This window comes from Roseivirga spongicola (genome assembly GCF_001592965.1).
Classification (GTDB): domain Bacteria; phylum Bacteroidota; class Bacteroidia; order Cytophagales; family Cyclobacteriaceae; genus Roseivirga; species Roseivirga spongicola.
Window position 1 is genome coordinate 205,118 of the sequence record NZ_LRPC01000023.1, and the last position, 15,548, is coordinate 220,665.

Annotated in this window: 14 protein-coding genes; 8 read left to right on the forward strand and 6 right to left on the reverse strand. The window is 41.3% G+C overall.

What is annotated here, in order from left to right; translation table 11 throughout:
- Nucleotides 1–12 precede the first annotated feature (12 nt).
- The 4 genes from AWW68_RS11955 (at nucleotide 13) to AWW68_RS11970 (ending at nucleotide 4,273) form a co-directional block, all read left to right on the forward strand.
- The gene (locus AWW68_RS11955; RefSeq protein ID WP_068221336.1) at nucleotides 13–939 is read left to right on the forward strand and encodes a WD40 repeat domain-containing protein; all 927 of its coding nucleotides are present in this window, start codon (nucleotides 13–15) and stop codon (nucleotides 937–939) included.
- Complete coding sequence (locus AWW68_RS11960; protein ID WP_068221337.1) at nucleotides 936–1,790, forward strand: DivIVA domain-containing protein; 855 nt, start codon at nucleotides 936–938, stop codon at nucleotides 1,788–1,790. The genes AWW68_RS11955 and AWW68_RS11960 overlap by 4 nt, the downstream gene beginning before the upstream one ends.
- An 83-nt stretch (nucleotides 1,791–1,873) precedes the next feature.
- Nucleotides 1,874–2,239, forward strand: coding sequence for a dihydroneopterin aldolase (gene folB, locus AWW68_RS11965; RefSeq protein ID WP_068221339.1), 366 nt, complete (start codon nucleotides 1,874–1,876; stop codon nucleotides 2,237–2,239).
- Nucleotides 2,240–2,389: 150 nt separating this feature from the next.
- The gene (locus tag AWW68_RS11970) at nucleotides 2,390–4,273 is read left to right on the forward strand and encodes an IGHMBP2 family helicase (protein ID WP_068221341.1); all 1,884 of its coding nucleotides are present in this window, start codon (nucleotides 2,390–2,392) and stop codon (nucleotides 4,271–4,273) included.
- An 18-nt stretch (nucleotides 4,274–4,291) separates the two neighbouring features.
- Here AWW68_RS11970 and bioB read toward each other — a convergent pair whose 3' ends face one another.
- On the reverse strand, nucleotides 4,292–5,395 hold the full coding sequence (gene bioB / locus AWW68_RS11975) for a biotin synthase BioB (RefSeq protein WP_068221393.1): 1,104 nt from the start codon (nucleotides 5,393–5,395) through the stop codon (nucleotides 4,292–4,294).
- A 17-nt stretch (nucleotides 5,396–5,412) separates the two neighbouring features.
- Here bioB and folK point away from each other — a divergent pair, with 17 nt between their 5' ends.
- Nucleotides 5,413–5,958 carry a 2-amino-4-hydroxy-6-hydroxymethyldihydropteridine diphosphokinase gene (folK, locus tag AWW68_RS11980; protein ID WP_317038756.1) on the forward strand — a complete coding sequence of 182 codons (546 nt, stop codon included), beginning with the start codon at nucleotides 5,413–5,415 and terminating at the stop codon, nucleotides 5,956–5,958.
- Here the strand turns inward: folK and AWW68_RS11985 are convergent.
- From AWW68_RS11985 to AWW68_RS12005, 5 genes are all read right to left on the reverse strand, one after another.
- Nucleotides 5,955–6,812, reverse strand: coding sequence for an alpha/beta hydrolase (locus AWW68_RS11985; RefSeq protein WP_068221344.1), 858 nt, complete (start codon nucleotides 6,810–6,812; stop codon nucleotides 5,955–5,957). The genes folK and AWW68_RS11985 overlap by 4 nt on opposite strands.
- A 189-nt stretch (nucleotides 6,813–7,001) precedes the next feature.
- Nucleotides 7,002–7,874, reverse strand: a complete 873-nt coding sequence (gene fabD, locus AWW68_RS11990) for an ACP S-malonyltransferase (protein ID WP_068221346.1) — start codon at nucleotides 7,872–7,874, stop codon at nucleotides 7,002–7,004.
- Between the two features lie 76 nt (nucleotides 7,875–7,950).
- Nucleotides 7,951–8,379 carry a hypothetical protein gene (locus AWW68_RS11995; RefSeq protein ID WP_157717625.1) on the reverse strand — a complete coding sequence of 143 codons (429 nt, stop codon included), beginning with the start codon at nucleotides 8,377–8,379 and terminating at the stop codon, nucleotides 7,951–7,953.
- Between the two features lie 64 nt (nucleotides 8,380–8,443).
- A complete protein-coding gene (locus AWW68_RS12000) occupies nucleotides 8,444–8,845 on the reverse strand; it encodes a thiol-disulfide oxidoreductase DCC family protein (protein ID WP_068221395.1) in 402 nt (133 codons plus the stop codon).
- The gene (locus AWW68_RS12005; protein WP_068221350.1) at nucleotides 8,845–11,718 is read right to left on the reverse strand and encodes a T9SS type B sorting domain-containing protein; all 2,874 of its coding nucleotides are present in this window, start codon (nucleotides 11,716–11,718) and stop codon (nucleotides 8,845–8,847) included. The genes AWW68_RS12000 and AWW68_RS12005 overlap by 1 nt, the downstream gene beginning before the upstream one ends.
- Nucleotides 11,719–12,021: 303 nt before the next feature.
- Here AWW68_RS12005 and AWW68_RS12010 point away from each other — a divergent pair, with 303 nt between their 5' ends.
- Genes AWW68_RS12010 through AWW68_RS12020 form a run of 3 tightly spaced genes read left to right on the forward strand, consistent with a single transcriptional unit; the run spans nucleotide 12,022 to nucleotide 15,524 of the window.
- Entirely contained in the window at nucleotides 12,022–12,708 is a 687-nt protein-coding gene (locus tag AWW68_RS12010; RefSeq protein WP_068221351.1) for a succinate dehydrogenase cytochrome b subunit, read from the forward strand.
- A gap of 10 nt (nucleotides 12,709–12,718) precedes the next feature.
- Nucleotides 12,719–14,728: a fumarate reductase/succinate dehydrogenase flavoprotein subunit gene (locus AWW68_RS12015; RefSeq protein ID WP_068221353.1), complete on the forward strand. Its 2,010-nt coding sequence runs from the start codon at nucleotides 12,719–12,721 to the stop codon at nucleotides 14,726–14,728.
- A 28-nt stretch (nucleotides 14,729–14,756) separates the two neighbouring features.
- A complete protein-coding gene (locus AWW68_RS12020; protein ID WP_068221355.1) occupies nucleotides 14,757–15,524 on the forward strand; it encodes a succinate dehydrogenase/fumarate reductase iron-sulfur subunit in 768 nt (255 codons plus the stop codon).
- Nucleotides 15,525–15,548: the final 24 nt, after the last annotated feature.

Genomic DNA, 15,548 nt, shown 5'->3' on the forward strand with positions numbered 1-15,548 from the left:
TGAGCCAAAGATATGTCTAAAATTCAAGTCACTAAAGTAGATACTATCGCAGGTCATCAAGACTGTGTGTATACCATTGAAAAAGGTCCAAAAGAACATGTTTTTTTCTCTTCCGGAGGTGATGGTGTAATTGCCGAGTGGGATTTGACCAAGCCACAAGAAGGACGAATGCTGGCAAAAGTTCCGAGTTCCGTGTATGCCCTTTGCTATTATCCGAAGCGGAACGCTTTAGTGGTAGGGCAAAACTTCGATGGAATCCACATTATAGATCTTGAAGAGCGCAAAGAGCGTGGATCTATTCAGCTTGGGAATACTCAGATTTTCGATATAAAAGTATTGAACGATAGGGTGTTTTGTTCTCTCGGTAACGGAGAAATCCACATTTTGGACATTACATCGCTAGAAACAATTAAAGTGATAAAAGCCTCAACCGAAAGTGCTAGGTGTATAGCAATTTCTGAAGTAAACAGAGAGTTTGCAGTTGGCTTTAGCGATAACCATATTCGGATTTATAACCTTCACGATTTCAGTGAGAAAAGAGTAATTCCAGCCCATAAAATCTCTGTTTTCACAGTACAATATTCGCCAGATCAACGTTATCTACTCAGTGGCAGTAGAGATGCTCATTTAAAAATTTGGGATGTTGAATCTGATTATAGGCTTAAAGAGTCTATAGTGGCGCATATGTATGCAATTAACCATCTGGTTTTTAGTGCTGATGGCAAACATTTTGTAACTTGTAGCATGGATAAGTCAATAAAGGTCTGGGATGCCGAGACTTTCCATCTGCTAAAAGTCATAGACAAAGCGCGACACGCAGGTCACGGTACTTCAGTCAATAAAGTACTATGGACCAACTTCAACAACCTACTATTGTCGGCAAGTGACGACCGGAGTATTTCAATCTGGGATATCAATTTTAAATTTTCTGAGGAATGAATATTACACCATTAGAAATTAGACAAAAGGAGTTCGAAAAGAACTTCAGAGGCTTTGACAAAGACGAGGTTAAAGCCTTTTTAAACTCTCTTTCCATAGAGTGGGAGAAGCTAAACGATTTAAACAAGGAATTAAAGTTTAAGTTGGAAGCGGCTCATGAAGAAGTGAAGAAGCTGCGCGAAGTAGAAAACTCACTATTCAAAACATTGAAAACGGCAGAAGATACTGGCGCCAACATGATTGAGCAGGCAACCAGAACAGCTGAGCTTCATATGCGTGAAACCGAAATGAAGGCTGATGCATTGATGAGCGAAGCAAAGTCTAGAGCGAAGTCTATCATAGAAGATGCTGAAGATAGAGCTGGCCAGATTGTAGAAGATATGGAAGACGAAATTCGTCAGCTCGAACAGGTTTTCAGAAGCCTCGATGCCAATAAGGCCTCTTTGATGGGAGACTTAAAAATGTTGGCAGAAGATATCCTATCTAAGCTCGGTCGTCACGAAGATTTTCCGGCAGATATTAAACCTCATATAAAGAAGGCCAAAGAATTGGCCAGAGAGGTGAATGAGAATAATGGCCCGGTGGATGTGAATAAAATTATTGCCCACAACGAGAAAAAGGAAGCTGAGGCCAGTATCGATGAAATGGTAGAAGATACTGACGATGAGGATTCAATTGCTATGGTAGAAGATATTGATGAAACTCCTCAAACTACCGAAACCAAAGAAATTAAGCCGGAGCAGCCGAAGCCAGAAGAACCGAAGGCCGAAAAGCCAAAGAAGCAAGAACAAGTAATGGAAGGGGTTTCTGAGAATAAGGAAAAAGGCTCTTTCTTCGATCAGTTCGACTGATTCAATTAACTCACCTCACGCCATAGATGGTGTCATCACCATTGGACGATTGAGGATATTCATTCCAATATTTAAGCGAATCGATGAATAAAGATATCGTTGCACTGGAAGGCATGGAGTTCTATGCCTTTCATGGTTTTTATGAAGAGGAGAGAGAAAAGGGTAATCATTTTGTGGTGGATGTTGCCCTGACTACCTCATTCGAAAAGGCCGCTGAAACAGACGAGCTTTCCGGAACCGTCAACTACGAAGAGCTTCATGCCTTGGTGAAGGCTGAAATGGAAATATCGACCAAACTTTTAGAGCGAGTTGCCGGCAGAATCATTGAAAAGTGCTTCGAGCAGTTTCCAACAGTTACAGAAGTAAAAGTAGCTGTGGCTAAGAAGAACCCACCTATTGATGCTCCTATTGCTCAATCTAAGATTACAATGATCAGGGTGCGTAAGTAGTCAGTGATACCGTCATTCCCGCGTAGGCGGGAATCCCTAAATCTTTTTCAATACCATTGAGATCCACAATCAGGTCGGGGATGACGTTCTATTTACGATTTCGATTCCTGATTTTCAAAACAATCCCCCATCTTGCGGCCTTTCTAAGAAATGACTCCAGCGCAAGCCGAAATATCCAAACTAATCGATCTTCTGAAAATAGAGAAGGACGAAGACTATGCTCAGTATCAGAAAAAGATGCTGAATACTTCTTTAGAAGAACGCAGAAAACAAGGGGTGACCTGGTACCCAGCGGTGAAGGTAAATCACTTCATTAGTACAGGGGAGCGCTGGACCGTAGAGGTAGAACGGACTTCTCATCTCGAACAAAATCATGCTTTCCAGTCGGGAGCAGTGGTGAGCTTGTTTCTTGGTGAAGACGAAAAGGACAGTACTACTCAAGGTGTCATTAGCTTTATTAGAGATAACAAAATGCGAATTGTTATCAATAGTGATGAGCTGCCCGATTGGATTAACGATGGTAAGCTTGGAGTGAATCTGCTCTTCGATGAAGGTAGCTACCGCGAGATGAAAAAGGCACTGAAAGAAGTGCTGAATGCAGAGCATGGCAGACTAGCTGACTTAAGAGAAATCTTCTATGGTGCCAAAGAGCCCTCATTTAAAAATGGTTTTGAGTTCCAATCGGTCAACCTCAATGAAAGCCAGAATAAGGCGCTCACCAATATCTTTAATGCGCAAGATATAGCCATTATTCATGGCCCTCCGGGAACGGGCAAGACTACCACTTTGGTCAATGCCATAAAGGAAGTGGTGAAAAATGAGCGCCAAGTGATGGTTTGTGCTCAAAGCAATGCTGCTGTCGATTTGCTGGTCGAAAAACTAGATAGCCTAGGACTAGATGTTTTACGACTGGGCCACCCGGCCAGACTTACTCCAGAGGTGATTGAGAATAGCTTGGATGTTAAAATCTCTGGTCATGCTTATTTCAAAGAACTTCGAGAAATTAGAAAGCGGTCTGAAGAGTACCGAAGAATGGCAGGTAAATACAAACGCAACTTCGGTCATCATGAACGCATGCAGCGCGACCTGCTGAGAAAGGAAGCTCGAATGCTAAAGGAAGATGCCGATAGAATAGAGCAGCACATTACAGAAGATTTGCTCGATAGAGCACAGGTAATTGCTTGTACTTTGGTTGGTTCAACCCATTCGTTGGTTAATGACAGAATCTTCAAGACAGTCTTTATCGATGAAGCTTCTCAAGCGCTGGAACCAGGTGCCTGGATAGCCATTCGCAAAGCTTATCGCGTAGTAATGGCTGGTGATCATTTACAGTTGCCTCCCACGGTAAAGTCTATCAAGGCGGCTAAAGAAGGGTTAGAGAATACACTCTTTGAGAAAGCAATGAAGATTCCACCTGCTTCTGTTATGCTGGAAACTCAGTACCGCATGCATCCTCAGATTATGCAATTCTCAAGCGATTATTTCTATGAAGGAGGTTTGAAAACTGCTGACTCGGTAATTGAAAGGGAAAGAGAATCGACTGTTGAACACTTTGTGTTTATTGACACTGCCGGAACTGGTTTTTCTGAAAAAGTGAAGAAGCAAACGCTCAGCACTTATAATGAGGAGGAGGCCGCTCTATTAGTGAAGCACCTTGCTGATAACCTTCAAGTAGATATGTCGATCGGAATAATTGCTCCGTATAAAGCTCAAACTGAAGTTCTCAGAGAGCTGATAAAGGACAATGAAGCTTTCGATGAGGTTCGTGATAACATAAGCATCAATTCAGTAGATGCGTTTCAAGGGCAGGAGAGAGATATTATCTATATCAGCCTCACACGTTCCAATGACAAAAATGAGATAGGTTTCCTTAAGGAATATCGCAGGATGAATGTAGCCATGACCCGAGCCAAAACTCAATTAGTAATTATTGGTGACTCTGGAACTCTAGGAAAGGACAACTTTTACAATGCCGTTTTAGACTATGCTCAGAAGGTTGGAGGCTACAGAAGTGCCTTTGAGTTTTTGTATTAGAGAAAAAAAGAAAGGAAGCTATATAGCTTCCTTTCTTTTTTGATTGGCCTTTTTAGTGGCTTCTACGTTCTTTTCAATTCTGTGCTTAGGACGACTCCATTTCACTTTCTCTCCTTCTTCAGGAGTCATTTCATCCATAGGTAATGGCTGAGGTTTGGCTCCTTTTGCATATGGTTTCATAGGGTTGATTCCTAAGATATTGAACAACTCCATGTCCTCATTAACATCAGGATTCGGAGTGGTTAATAGTTTGTCTCCTGCAAAAATAGAACCTGCTCCTGCCAAGAAACAGAAGGCCTGACCTTCTTTGCTCATTTCGGTTCTACCTGCTGAAAGCCTGACGGTGGTAGTAGGAAGTACAATTCTTGTAGTAGCCACCATACGGATCATATCCCAGATCGGTACTACTTGCTGCTCTTCTAAAGGTGTTCCTTCAACCGAAACCAGCGCGTTAATTGGAACTGATTCAGGTTGTGGGCTTAGAGATGATAACGCTACCAGCATGCCGGCTCTATCTTCAATAGATTCTCCCATTCCAATGATTCCGCCACTACACACCGTTACGTTCGTCTTGCGAACATTTTTCAGGGTCTCAAGTCTGTCTTCCCAACCACGAGTAGAGATTATCTCTTTATAATATTCTTCCGATGAATCTAGGTTATGGTTATAGGCATAAAGTCCTGCTTCTGCCAAACGCTGAGCTTGATTTTCTGTTAACATCCCTAGCGTACAACATACTTCCATATCTAGCGAGTTGATGGTGCGAACCATGTCCAACACTTGATCGAACTCTGGGCCGTCTTCCACATTTCTCCAAGCGGCTCCCATACAAACTCTAGATGAGCCTGAAGATTTTGCTCGTAGGGCCTGCGCCTTCACTTGTTGAACAGTCATCAAGTCATTGGTCTCAATGTCTGTATGATAACGCGCTGCTTGCGGACAGTACCCGCAGTCTTCTGGGCAACCTCCAGTCTTAATGGAGAGCAAAGTACTTACCTGTACTTCATTGGGGTTGTGATATTTTCTGTGAATCGATGCTGCTTCATAGACCAAGTCTAGCAATGGTCTATTATAGATTTCAAGAATCTCCTCTTTCGTCCAGTCGTGTCTTAGTTCACTCATGTATTCTTGCTTATGAAGTGGCAAAATACTTAGGTAGCCCTTCAACTCCAATAACAAAGCCTATATTTGCAGCCATGTCTGGAATTTATCTTTTACTAGGATCCAATATTGGACGAAGATTGAAGAATCTCGATCGAGCTAAAGAATTGATAGTCAGTAATGGTATAACCATAAAGAAGGAGTCTCAGATATACGAGACCGCAGCTTGGGGGAATGAAGATCAAGAGGCGTTCTTAAATCAAGTAATTGAGATAGAAACTAAGAAATCTCCTCAGCGTCTGCTTCAGATCACTCAGCTTATAGAAAATGAAATGGGTAGGGTTCGTTACGAGAAGTGGGGTAAACGACTCATTGATATAGATATTCTTTACTTCAATGATCTGATTTTTCAAGAGAACGACTTGAGTTTGCCTCACCCAGGGATTGCAGACAGAAGGTTTACATTAGTACCCTTGGTAGAAATTGCTTCAGAAATGGTGCATCCGGTTCTGGAGAAAACTCAAGCTGAACTTCTTAGTGTTTGTGAAGATCAGCTAGAGGTTTCCGTGTTTGATCAATACTAGTACTGGTGAAAAGCGTCTGAAACAAATTTGAGCACAACAGGTAGAGATTCTCTCCAATAGGTCCACGTGTGCCCTCCTTGTCTAACTCGGTACTCATGCTGTATATCTTTTTTGCGCATGGCGATATGTACAAGGCTATTGCCCTCATAAAGAAAGTCATCATCTCCGCAGTCTATGAACCATCTAACAGAGCTTAGTTCTTTTACATCTCCTTCTTCAATTAATGAAAGGGCGTTGTGTCTTTTGAAATAGGTCTCTATTTCGGCATCAGATGCCTCAAGGTTCATGCGTTGCACCTGTTGTTTGTATTGTTCTAGCGAAAGAGGACCTATGTACGCACTCAATGGTGCTGCTGAAGAAAACAAATCTGGTCTGTGCATAGCGTACATAAATGTGCCACCGCCTCCCATAGAAAGACCAGATATGGCTCTAAACCTTTTCTCTTTTTTTATGCGATAAGTGTCTTCTACATAAGGCATTAATTCTTCGAAGAAGAAATCTTCGTATCTCCACTCGCTTTTTGGAATATTGAAGTAGCCTCGCTGGCCTGTATTGGCATCGGGCATTACAATGATCATTGGGGTGGCGGAACCATCTTTAATGGCTTGGTCAGTAATTCTAAGTACCTCTCCAAATTGTACCCAACCTGTTTGATCGTCTCCTGCTCCATGAAGTAAATACAGGACTGGATAGCTTCTCTCGGAAGTCTCATAGTCAGGAGGAAGGTAGATGGCAAATTTCCTATCCATCTTCAATATCTCGCTTTTTAAGGAGAGGTTGTCGTAGACTTTGCCAGTTTGAGCTGATAAGCTGATAGCCGTTAGAAATAGGATTAATATGAAGCGCGTTTTCATAAAAGTGATCGTGGTTTAATTAGAAAATTCCAGAAAAGACACTTCAATCACAATAGACATGTTATGAATGGTAGGGTTTTAGGTATTGGTTTTTTAGATGATAGAGTGATTGGAAGAGAAAAGATTTTTTTGAAAATAAAAAGCCCGATTCATAAGAATCAGGCCTATAATATTATTCGGAAGGTGATTTTAGATGCTACTTACTTCAGCTGCTCTGTGAATTTTCTTCACTAAGCCTTGTAGTACCTTGCCTGGGCCAGATTCCACAAACTGAGTTGCACCATCGGCCACCATAGCCTGAACCGATTGAGTCCATCGTACTGGAGCCGTTAATTGAATTTTCAAGTTTTCCTTGATCTCGTTGATGTCAGTAGAGGCTTTGGCAGTCACATTTTGATAAATAGGACAAATGCCTTGGCTGAATACTGTTGAGTCGATTGCTTTTTCTAGTTCTTCCCTTGCAGGCTCCATAAGTGGAGAGTGGAATGCTCCACCAACGGGTAGGGGGAGGGCTCTCTTCGCTCCAGCTTCTTTAGCAGCAGCGCAAGCTAATTCAATACCTTTATGTGAACCTGAAATAACCAGTTGTCCAGGGCAGTTATAATTGGCTGCAACAACTACTTCATCAATGTCAGAGCATATTTTTTCTACAACAGCATCTTCCAAACCTAGAATAGCCGCCATAGTAGAAGGGTTGGTTTCGCAAGCTTTTTGCATGGCTAAAGCTCTCTGCGAGACTAATTTTAATCCGTCTTCAAATGATAGCACGCCACTGGCTACAAGGGCAGAAAACTCTCCAAGAGAATGACCAGCTACCATGTCTGGCTTAAAATCATCAGAAATCTTGGCTAGTATCACAGAATGGAGAAATATGGCAGGTTGGGTCACCTTAGTTTGCTTCAACTCTTCATCAGTTCCATCGAACATGATGTCAGTGATTCTGAATCCTAAAATTTCGTTGGCTACTTCCAGCAGTCTCTTTGCTTCTTCGGAAGACTCGTAAAGGTCTTTCGCCATTCCTGGAAATTGTGCTCCCTGACCTGGGAAAACATATGCTTTCATAAATGAGATATCATTTGGTATTAATAAAAAAGCGATCGCCATCACGATCTCTTTGCTTAAAATGTTCGTGTTAATATTAAATACAAGGAGCAAGTTGACTTGGGCCTATGCATTTTGCAGAACCCATATCAGGGTTCCAAGTTTGTGTATCAAGTGGCGCTACGGTGACATACCAATTGGAGGAATTAACAGAAAAATTACCACCGGCTATTGTGAATGTTCCGCATGATGCATCTCTTGCGTAACCAAGAAGAGATGAGGAAACATTGAATATTTCTACAACCTGATAAGCAGAATTATTTGGACAGATATTACCTATTGCCCTTGCTCTAAAATTATAACCTGAACCAGATGAAATTGTACTCGGGTCTACCAAATTACCACTTGAATCATACATTAGTAATTCAAATGAGGGCGATGTATTTCCAAAAGAGTCATTTTCAATAACTTTTGAGGTTGTTGGAATTGTCATAAACGAAATGAGAATTACAAATAGAGTTTTCATATGCGATTATTTTCTTTTTAAATAAACATATGCATTAATAGGTTAAGATTTTCAATAAATCAAATTATTTTATTTTGAAGCGAGCCTGTAAATTTGATGAAGGCATTCTGCAGCTGTCTCTTTTTCCCCACCACTTGTAGCGGTTTTTGGCTATAATGTTATAAATTCCATGTCTAATAAACGGGGGAATAATGATGAAGACGTATAGGAGTGGATACAGTCCTGAAAGCTTCTTGGCAATTCTTAAGGCAGCCGAGCTTTTCTTGTAAACTTTGTCTCCAGACAATAGCACCAAGCTATCGAACTCTTCTTGGTCAAATCCTAACTCTTCAAGTTTCTTTTGGCCGAATTCAGATTGCAATGCCGCAAACTTGAAGTGCCCCTTGGGGTCGTGATCGATGATGAAATTGACGGAACTGTTGCACAAGTTACAGACCCCGTCAAATAGTAAAATATCTTTCTCCACTATCTTATCAGCTTTACCCAATTCTTAAACTCTTGTGTTTCTTTTCTCTTGTCAAGTACATCAAAAGTAACAGTAGCTGTATAATAATAGGTTCCACTAGGTAGCTGAACTCCGTTAGAATCTAAGCCATTCCAGTCGATAAAGAAGTTAGGCTCGGTAGTGTCTGTAGTAGAGTAGCTGAAAATTTCTTTTCCTCCCCATCTGTCGAATACTTTGAAAGCAACCGACTCCACAAACCTCGGACATTTGCCGTTGGGTTGATCAAATGCTCTGAACGTATCATTAATACCATCATCATTTGGAGTGAAAGTGTTTGGTAACTCATAATAAGGACAATTGTCGAAGCAAATAGCTGAACTCAATTCGCTTTCGTTATTGCTCCTATCTACTGCAGACACCTTGTAACAGCCTTTTAACGAGGCTAGTCCAGTATGTTGGAAGGAGGTTTGTTGACTAGTTCCCACCAAACTATAATCAGCTTCCGCACCAGTTGGAGAGAAGTATATATTATACCTAGCGATATCATCATCTATATCATCAGAAGTCCAAGTAATGGTGTTGCTAAAGTTAGCAAAGCTACAGGGTTCGAACTGAAGTCTCTCACAGTTTTCATTTTCCAACACAACCAAAGGTCCATCTGGCCCTTCAATCTCTTCAGTTGGTTTTTCTGGGTCTACTTCAATAACAGGCTTTTCAGGTGCAACCTCATCGTTAGGTTGAACACATAGAATTTGTGAATTATTAATTAAAGGTGAAGGGATTTTTGGGTTTCCATAGCCACCTCTGGTTGTAATGAAGTAACAGTACTCCCTATCGTCTAGCAGTTCTATACCATTAAAAGAGCCATCATCGTAATACTTTAATCCGTCTGCTGTGACCAGTGCACTATCAATTAGGACAAAGTTACTTTCGTCTTCAGCTGCAGCATCAGTTCTGTTCCTATAGATTAGATGATAAGGGGCGCTTTGGATTTGTAATGACCAAGGGACATCTGCAGACCATGAAAGGTCAACAGCTTTAACTCTGCCTAGTGCTTCTAGTCTAACAGAAGATGCAGTGGCAGAACTGTCTATCAGATTGTCGCCAGCATCGTAAAATCTAACCTGATAATTGTATGGCTGATCCATTGTGTTCAAGCCAGTGTCGTTAAAAACTGTATCGGTAGTAGTGGTAAGTAAAGTCCTTCCACTTGTTCCATTAAAACCATTGTACCTTACTAATTCATAAGTATAAGGTGGGGGAAATAAGGTTTGGTCGATCTCAAGAGGAGAGGTCCACTTCACGAAAATCTCACCATTGGTATCACTAGTTTCTTCTACAGATACATTTGTTATAGCTGGCACATCTAGCGGAATAAGAACGCAAACCTCGGAAGATGCATAGCTGGTTCCTCCAGAAGGCAATGGAAATTCTGCTACAATTCTGTAGCAATAGTTTACTCCTGGTCTAAGGTCGTTATCATCGGTAAAAGAAGTTTGGCCAATGGCAACGTCATCTACCAATTCGTATCCAGAGTTAGCAGGGATTCCAACATTACAATTCTCAGGGGTGAAATCGTAGCTTTCCACTCTTCTGTAAATCTCCATTTTTGGATTCAGGTTGGCGGCCACATAGTTGTCCCAATTGAGTTCGATGGATTGACCTGTTAGTATGTTAGCTGTTAACCCTGTAGGTGCTGGAGCCACAACCTTAATGTTCCATCTTTGAAAATCAGTAAGTTTAGGTGCATCAGGATCATTAGGTTGATCAGTCACTTTAAATTGTACTTCAAAGGGTCTAGACTGAATGTGTGAGAAGTTCGTTTGCCATCTGAATAAGTGTTCAGATGGTTCAGGTCTAAAGTCGCGAGTATCGTCTAGGCCAGGCAGATTCAAGAATTCGGCTTGAGATGTATTAACCTGAAATGGTCCTCCAAAAGCCTCTACTAATACATCATTGCCATCAGGGTCGGTAGCTCGAATTAATGCTTCTAATTGCGTACCAGCTTCAATACATGTGTCGTTTGGTATTTCTAAAAGGGGGCGTTCATTATCGCAATCTTCTACAATGATTTGCATATCTCTAGTCACATAACCCAAAAGCTCATAACGACCAGTAAACGAGGAAAAACGCCATTCTTCAACAATGAATGCAACATTGTATTCTCCGGCAAACATAGGGGCGTTCCAAATCAAATCTCCTGTTTCAGGGTCAATACTAAATTGAGCCGGACTACCTCCTCCTTCACTGATTGTAGAAATTGAGGGATCATCTAGAGGCAAATAAGGAACTACTTCAGTGCCTCTATCTTGTAGTGGGGTTACTAGTTTATATGCTAAGCTGTCACCGTCTGGGTCGTAAGCACCTGGGTTATGAATGAATTTAGCTCCAATGCAAGCCCTATCTATAGGAGGAATGGTTAGTTGTGGTGTGCCATTTACATCTAACCCTGGGTCAATTCGGATTACCGTCTCAATGTGGAATGGGATGTTGTCTGAAGAAGCACCTCCAAGGTTCACAATATTGGCATTCCTGTTTTGTTCTGTGTAACTAACTACATAAACCCCAGGGCCATCGAAAGTGTGTTCCCATTCAATAACCACTTTTGAGGTTTGGTTGCCTATATTGGTTTCTGAGAAAGAGCCACTCACAGAGGCGGCCTCTAATTCTGGCTTTCCTTCCAAAATTCTTCCTTGACCAAAATTCAAAAGCCCGCCTTCTCCAACAATTACTCCAGACTCTGTATCTCTATATATTACGAGTGTAAAACGATACCTAAGACTAGATTGAGAAATTCGAACCGCAGTCAGTTCTCCTGCTCTTATGTGGGTTGCCCAAGCCTCAATGGCTGCAAACGATAGAAGGATAGTTAGAAGTAGAAGTTTTCGCAGCATAATGTCAATAGCCCTTTTGCTAAACGCAATTAAGTCTCTAAGTTATATCTTCAAACAGAAAAATCACGCTAAGGTTACCAATATCACACCTGAGATAATAAATAACCTACCTTTAAGACACTGTGAGCATTTTTCTAGTTGGGCTTAGATTTCTAAATAATTACCAGTATTGCCCAAACAAACTTTTAAAACAGGCTGTTCGTCTGGCATGGAGCTTATTTAGAATAGTTCCAAGCTAAATTGCTTTTGTTTGCAAAGGTTTGAACAGTAATTTTGATTCTGAATTTTAACTATTGAAATTAAATGAGTTGGGTAAAGAATACCTTCAGCAGTTCGATAGGAAGAAAGTTTGCCATGGCACTTTCGGCACTCTTCCTAATGATCTTCCTTCTTCAGCATTTTGTCATCAACTTCACCTCAGTATTTAGTGAGACTGTCTTTAACGACATTTCTCATTTTATGGGAACGAATGCTCTTGTGCAGTTCGCACTTCAGCCAGTTCTTATTTTTGCTGTGGTGTATCACTTTGCAATGGGATTTGCTCTAGAAATTAAGAACAGAAATTCAAGAGAAGTTAAGTATGCCATGAATAAAGGGCAGGCAAATTCATCTTGGTTCTCTCGTAACATGATTATCTCAGGAGCGGTGATTTTAGCCTTTTTAGGGCTGCACTTCTACGACTTCTGGGTGCCTGAGATTACTACCAAGTATATTGAAGGAGATATGTCTGGAATGATAAATGGCGAATATCGCTATTATCATGAGATGGTTGAGAAGTTCCATGACCCTGTGAGAGTAGGTATTTACTCACTTTCTTTTATACTACTTGCCATGCACTTAATGCACGGTTTTCAGTCGGCCTTTCAGTCTATGGGAGCGAGACATCCAAAATATACTCCGGGCATCAAAAAGTTCGGAAACATCTACGCGATTTTGATTCCTGCCGGATTCATCTTCATCGCCTTATATCATCATTTAACTTCACATTAAGTAAGTAAGAATGACAAAGCTAGATTCAAAAATCCCTCAAGGTCCTATTGCAGATAAATGGACCAATCATAAGAATAATATCAAGCTAGTAAACCCTGCAAACAAACGTCTTATCGATGTTATTGTGGTGGGTACGGGCTTGGCTGGTGGCTCAGCGGCAGCAACTCTTGCTGAATTGGGTTACAACGTAAAAGCATTTTGTTACCAAGATTCTCCTAGGAGAGCTCACTCAATTGCAGCTCAAGGGGGGATCAACGCAGCAAAGAACTATCAGGGTGATGGTGACTCTACTTACAGATTGTTTTATGATACTGTAAAGGGTGGTGACTATCGTTCTAGAGAAGCTAATGTATACCGTTTGGCAGAAGTATCTGCAAACATCATTGACCAGTGTGTAGCGCAAGGTGTTCCATTCGCTAGAGATTACGGTGGATTGTTAGATAACCGTTCATTCGGTGGTGTTCAAGTATCAAGAACTTTCTATGCCAAAGGGCAGACAGGTCAGCAGCTGTTACTAGGTTGTTATTCAGCCATGTCTCGTCAAATTGGTAAAGGTAAAATCAAAATGTACAATCGCCACGAGATGCTCGATTTGGTGATTGTAAACGGAAAAGCTCGTGGTATTATCGCACGTAACTTGGTTACTGGTGAAGTTGAAAGACACTCTGCTCACGCTGTAGTAATAGCATCGGGAGGGTATGGTAACGTATTCTTCCTTTCTACTAATGCAATGGGGTCTAATGTCTCAGCAGGATGGAAAGTGCACAAAAAAGGTGCTTTCTTCGCTAACCCTTGCTACACTCAAATTCACCCTACTTGTATCCCTCAACATGGAGACCAGCAATCTAAGCTAACATTGATGTCTGAGTCATTGAGAAATGATGGTAGAATTTGGGTTCCGAAAAAGAAAGAAGATGCCGAAGCGGTAAGAGCCGGAAAATTAGATCCGACTAATATTGCTGAAGAAGACAGAGATTACTACTTAGAAAGAAGATATCCTTCATTCGGTAACCTAGTACCTAGAGATGTTGCCTCTAGAGCTGCTAAAGAGCGTTGCGATGCTGGTTACGGAGTAGGTACGAACGAAACTGGTGAAGCTGTTTACTTAGACTTCTCTTCAGCCATTATGAGATATGGCCAGGAAGAAGCGAATGTAAAAGGATACCACAACGCTTCTCAAACTCAAATTAGAGAGTTGGGAGAAAAAGTAGTTGAGAAAAAATACGGTAACCTCTTCCAGATGTACGAGAAGATTACTGCAGATAACCCATACAAAACTCCAATGAAGATTTACCCAGCAGTACACTATACAATGGGTGGTGTTTGGGTTGATTATAATTTAATGACTACCATTCCTGGTTGTTACGCTATTGGTGAGGCTAACTTCTCAGACCACGGAGCCAACCGCTTAGGTGCTTCTGCTCTAATGCAAGGTTTGGCAGATGGGTACTTCGTATTGCCTTATACCATTGGAGACTACTTAGCAGATGACATTAGAACTGGCGAAATTTCTACTGACTTACCAGAGTTCGATGAGGCTGAGAAAGCGGTAAAAGATAGAATCGACTTCTTTATGAATAATAAAGGAAGCAAGTCGGTAGATTATTTCCACAAGCGTTTAGGTAAAGTAATGTGGAATAAAGTGGGTATGGCTAGAAATGCTCAAGGATTGAACGAAGCTATTGCTGAAATCAAACAAATCCGTGAGGAATTCTGGAAAGATGTAAAGGTGCCTGGCTCTGCAGAAGGAATCAACCAAGAGTTGGAGAAGGCTGGTAGAGTGGCAGACTTCCTAGAATTAGGGGAGTTGTTTGCAAGAGACGCTCTGGAAAGAGAAGAGTCTTGCGGTGGTCACTTTAGAGAAGAGCACAGTACTGAAGAAGGTGAGGCAATGCGCGATGACGCAAATTACACTTACGTTTCTGCTTGGGAATATAAAGGAGAGCCTTCAGATGCAGTGGTACACAAGGAGCCATTAGTCTATGAGAATATTGAACTCAAGACTCGTTCCTACAAATAATTGATTTAAGAAAATAGATATTCAAAATATGTCAGCTCATAAAGGATTAAACCTTACGCTTAAAGTTTGGAGACAGAAAAGTCAAAAGGAAAAAGGCCAAATGGAGACTTATCAGGTTTCTGATATTTCACCAGATAGCTCTTTCCTAGAGATGATGGATATATTAAACGAACAGTTGATTGAAGAGGGTAAAGAGCCTGTGGTATTCGATCACGACTGTAGAGAAGGTATCTGTGGTAGCTGCTCAATGTACATTAACGGAGAAGCTCATGGCCCTGGTAGAGGTATTACTACTTGCCAGCTCCATATGAGAGAATTCAATAATGGCGATACCATTTACATTGAGCCATGGAGAGCAAAGGCTTTCCCTGTTATCAAAGACTTGATGGTAGACAGAAGTGCTTTTGATAGAGTAATGGCTGCCGGTGGGTTTGTAAGTGTCAATACTTCAGGTAACACCCAAGATGCTAACGCTATTCCTATTGAGAAGCAAAAGGCCGATGAAGCTTTCGATGCAGCCACCTGTATTGGTTGTGGTGCTTGTGTAGCTTCTTGTAAGAATGCTTCTGCTATGTTGTTCGTTTCTGCTAAAGTTTCTCAGTTTGCCTTGTTACCACAAGGTCAGGTAGAAGCTAAAGAACGTGTACAAAACATGGTAAAAGTAATGGACGAAGAAGGCTTCGGAAACTGTTCAAACACTGGTGCATGTGAAGTGGAATGCCCTAAAGGAATTTCCCTAGACAACATAGCTAGAATGAATAGAGAGTACTTAAGTGCAAGTATAAAAGGGGAGTAGTTCTCTTAACAGAAATTGAAGTTC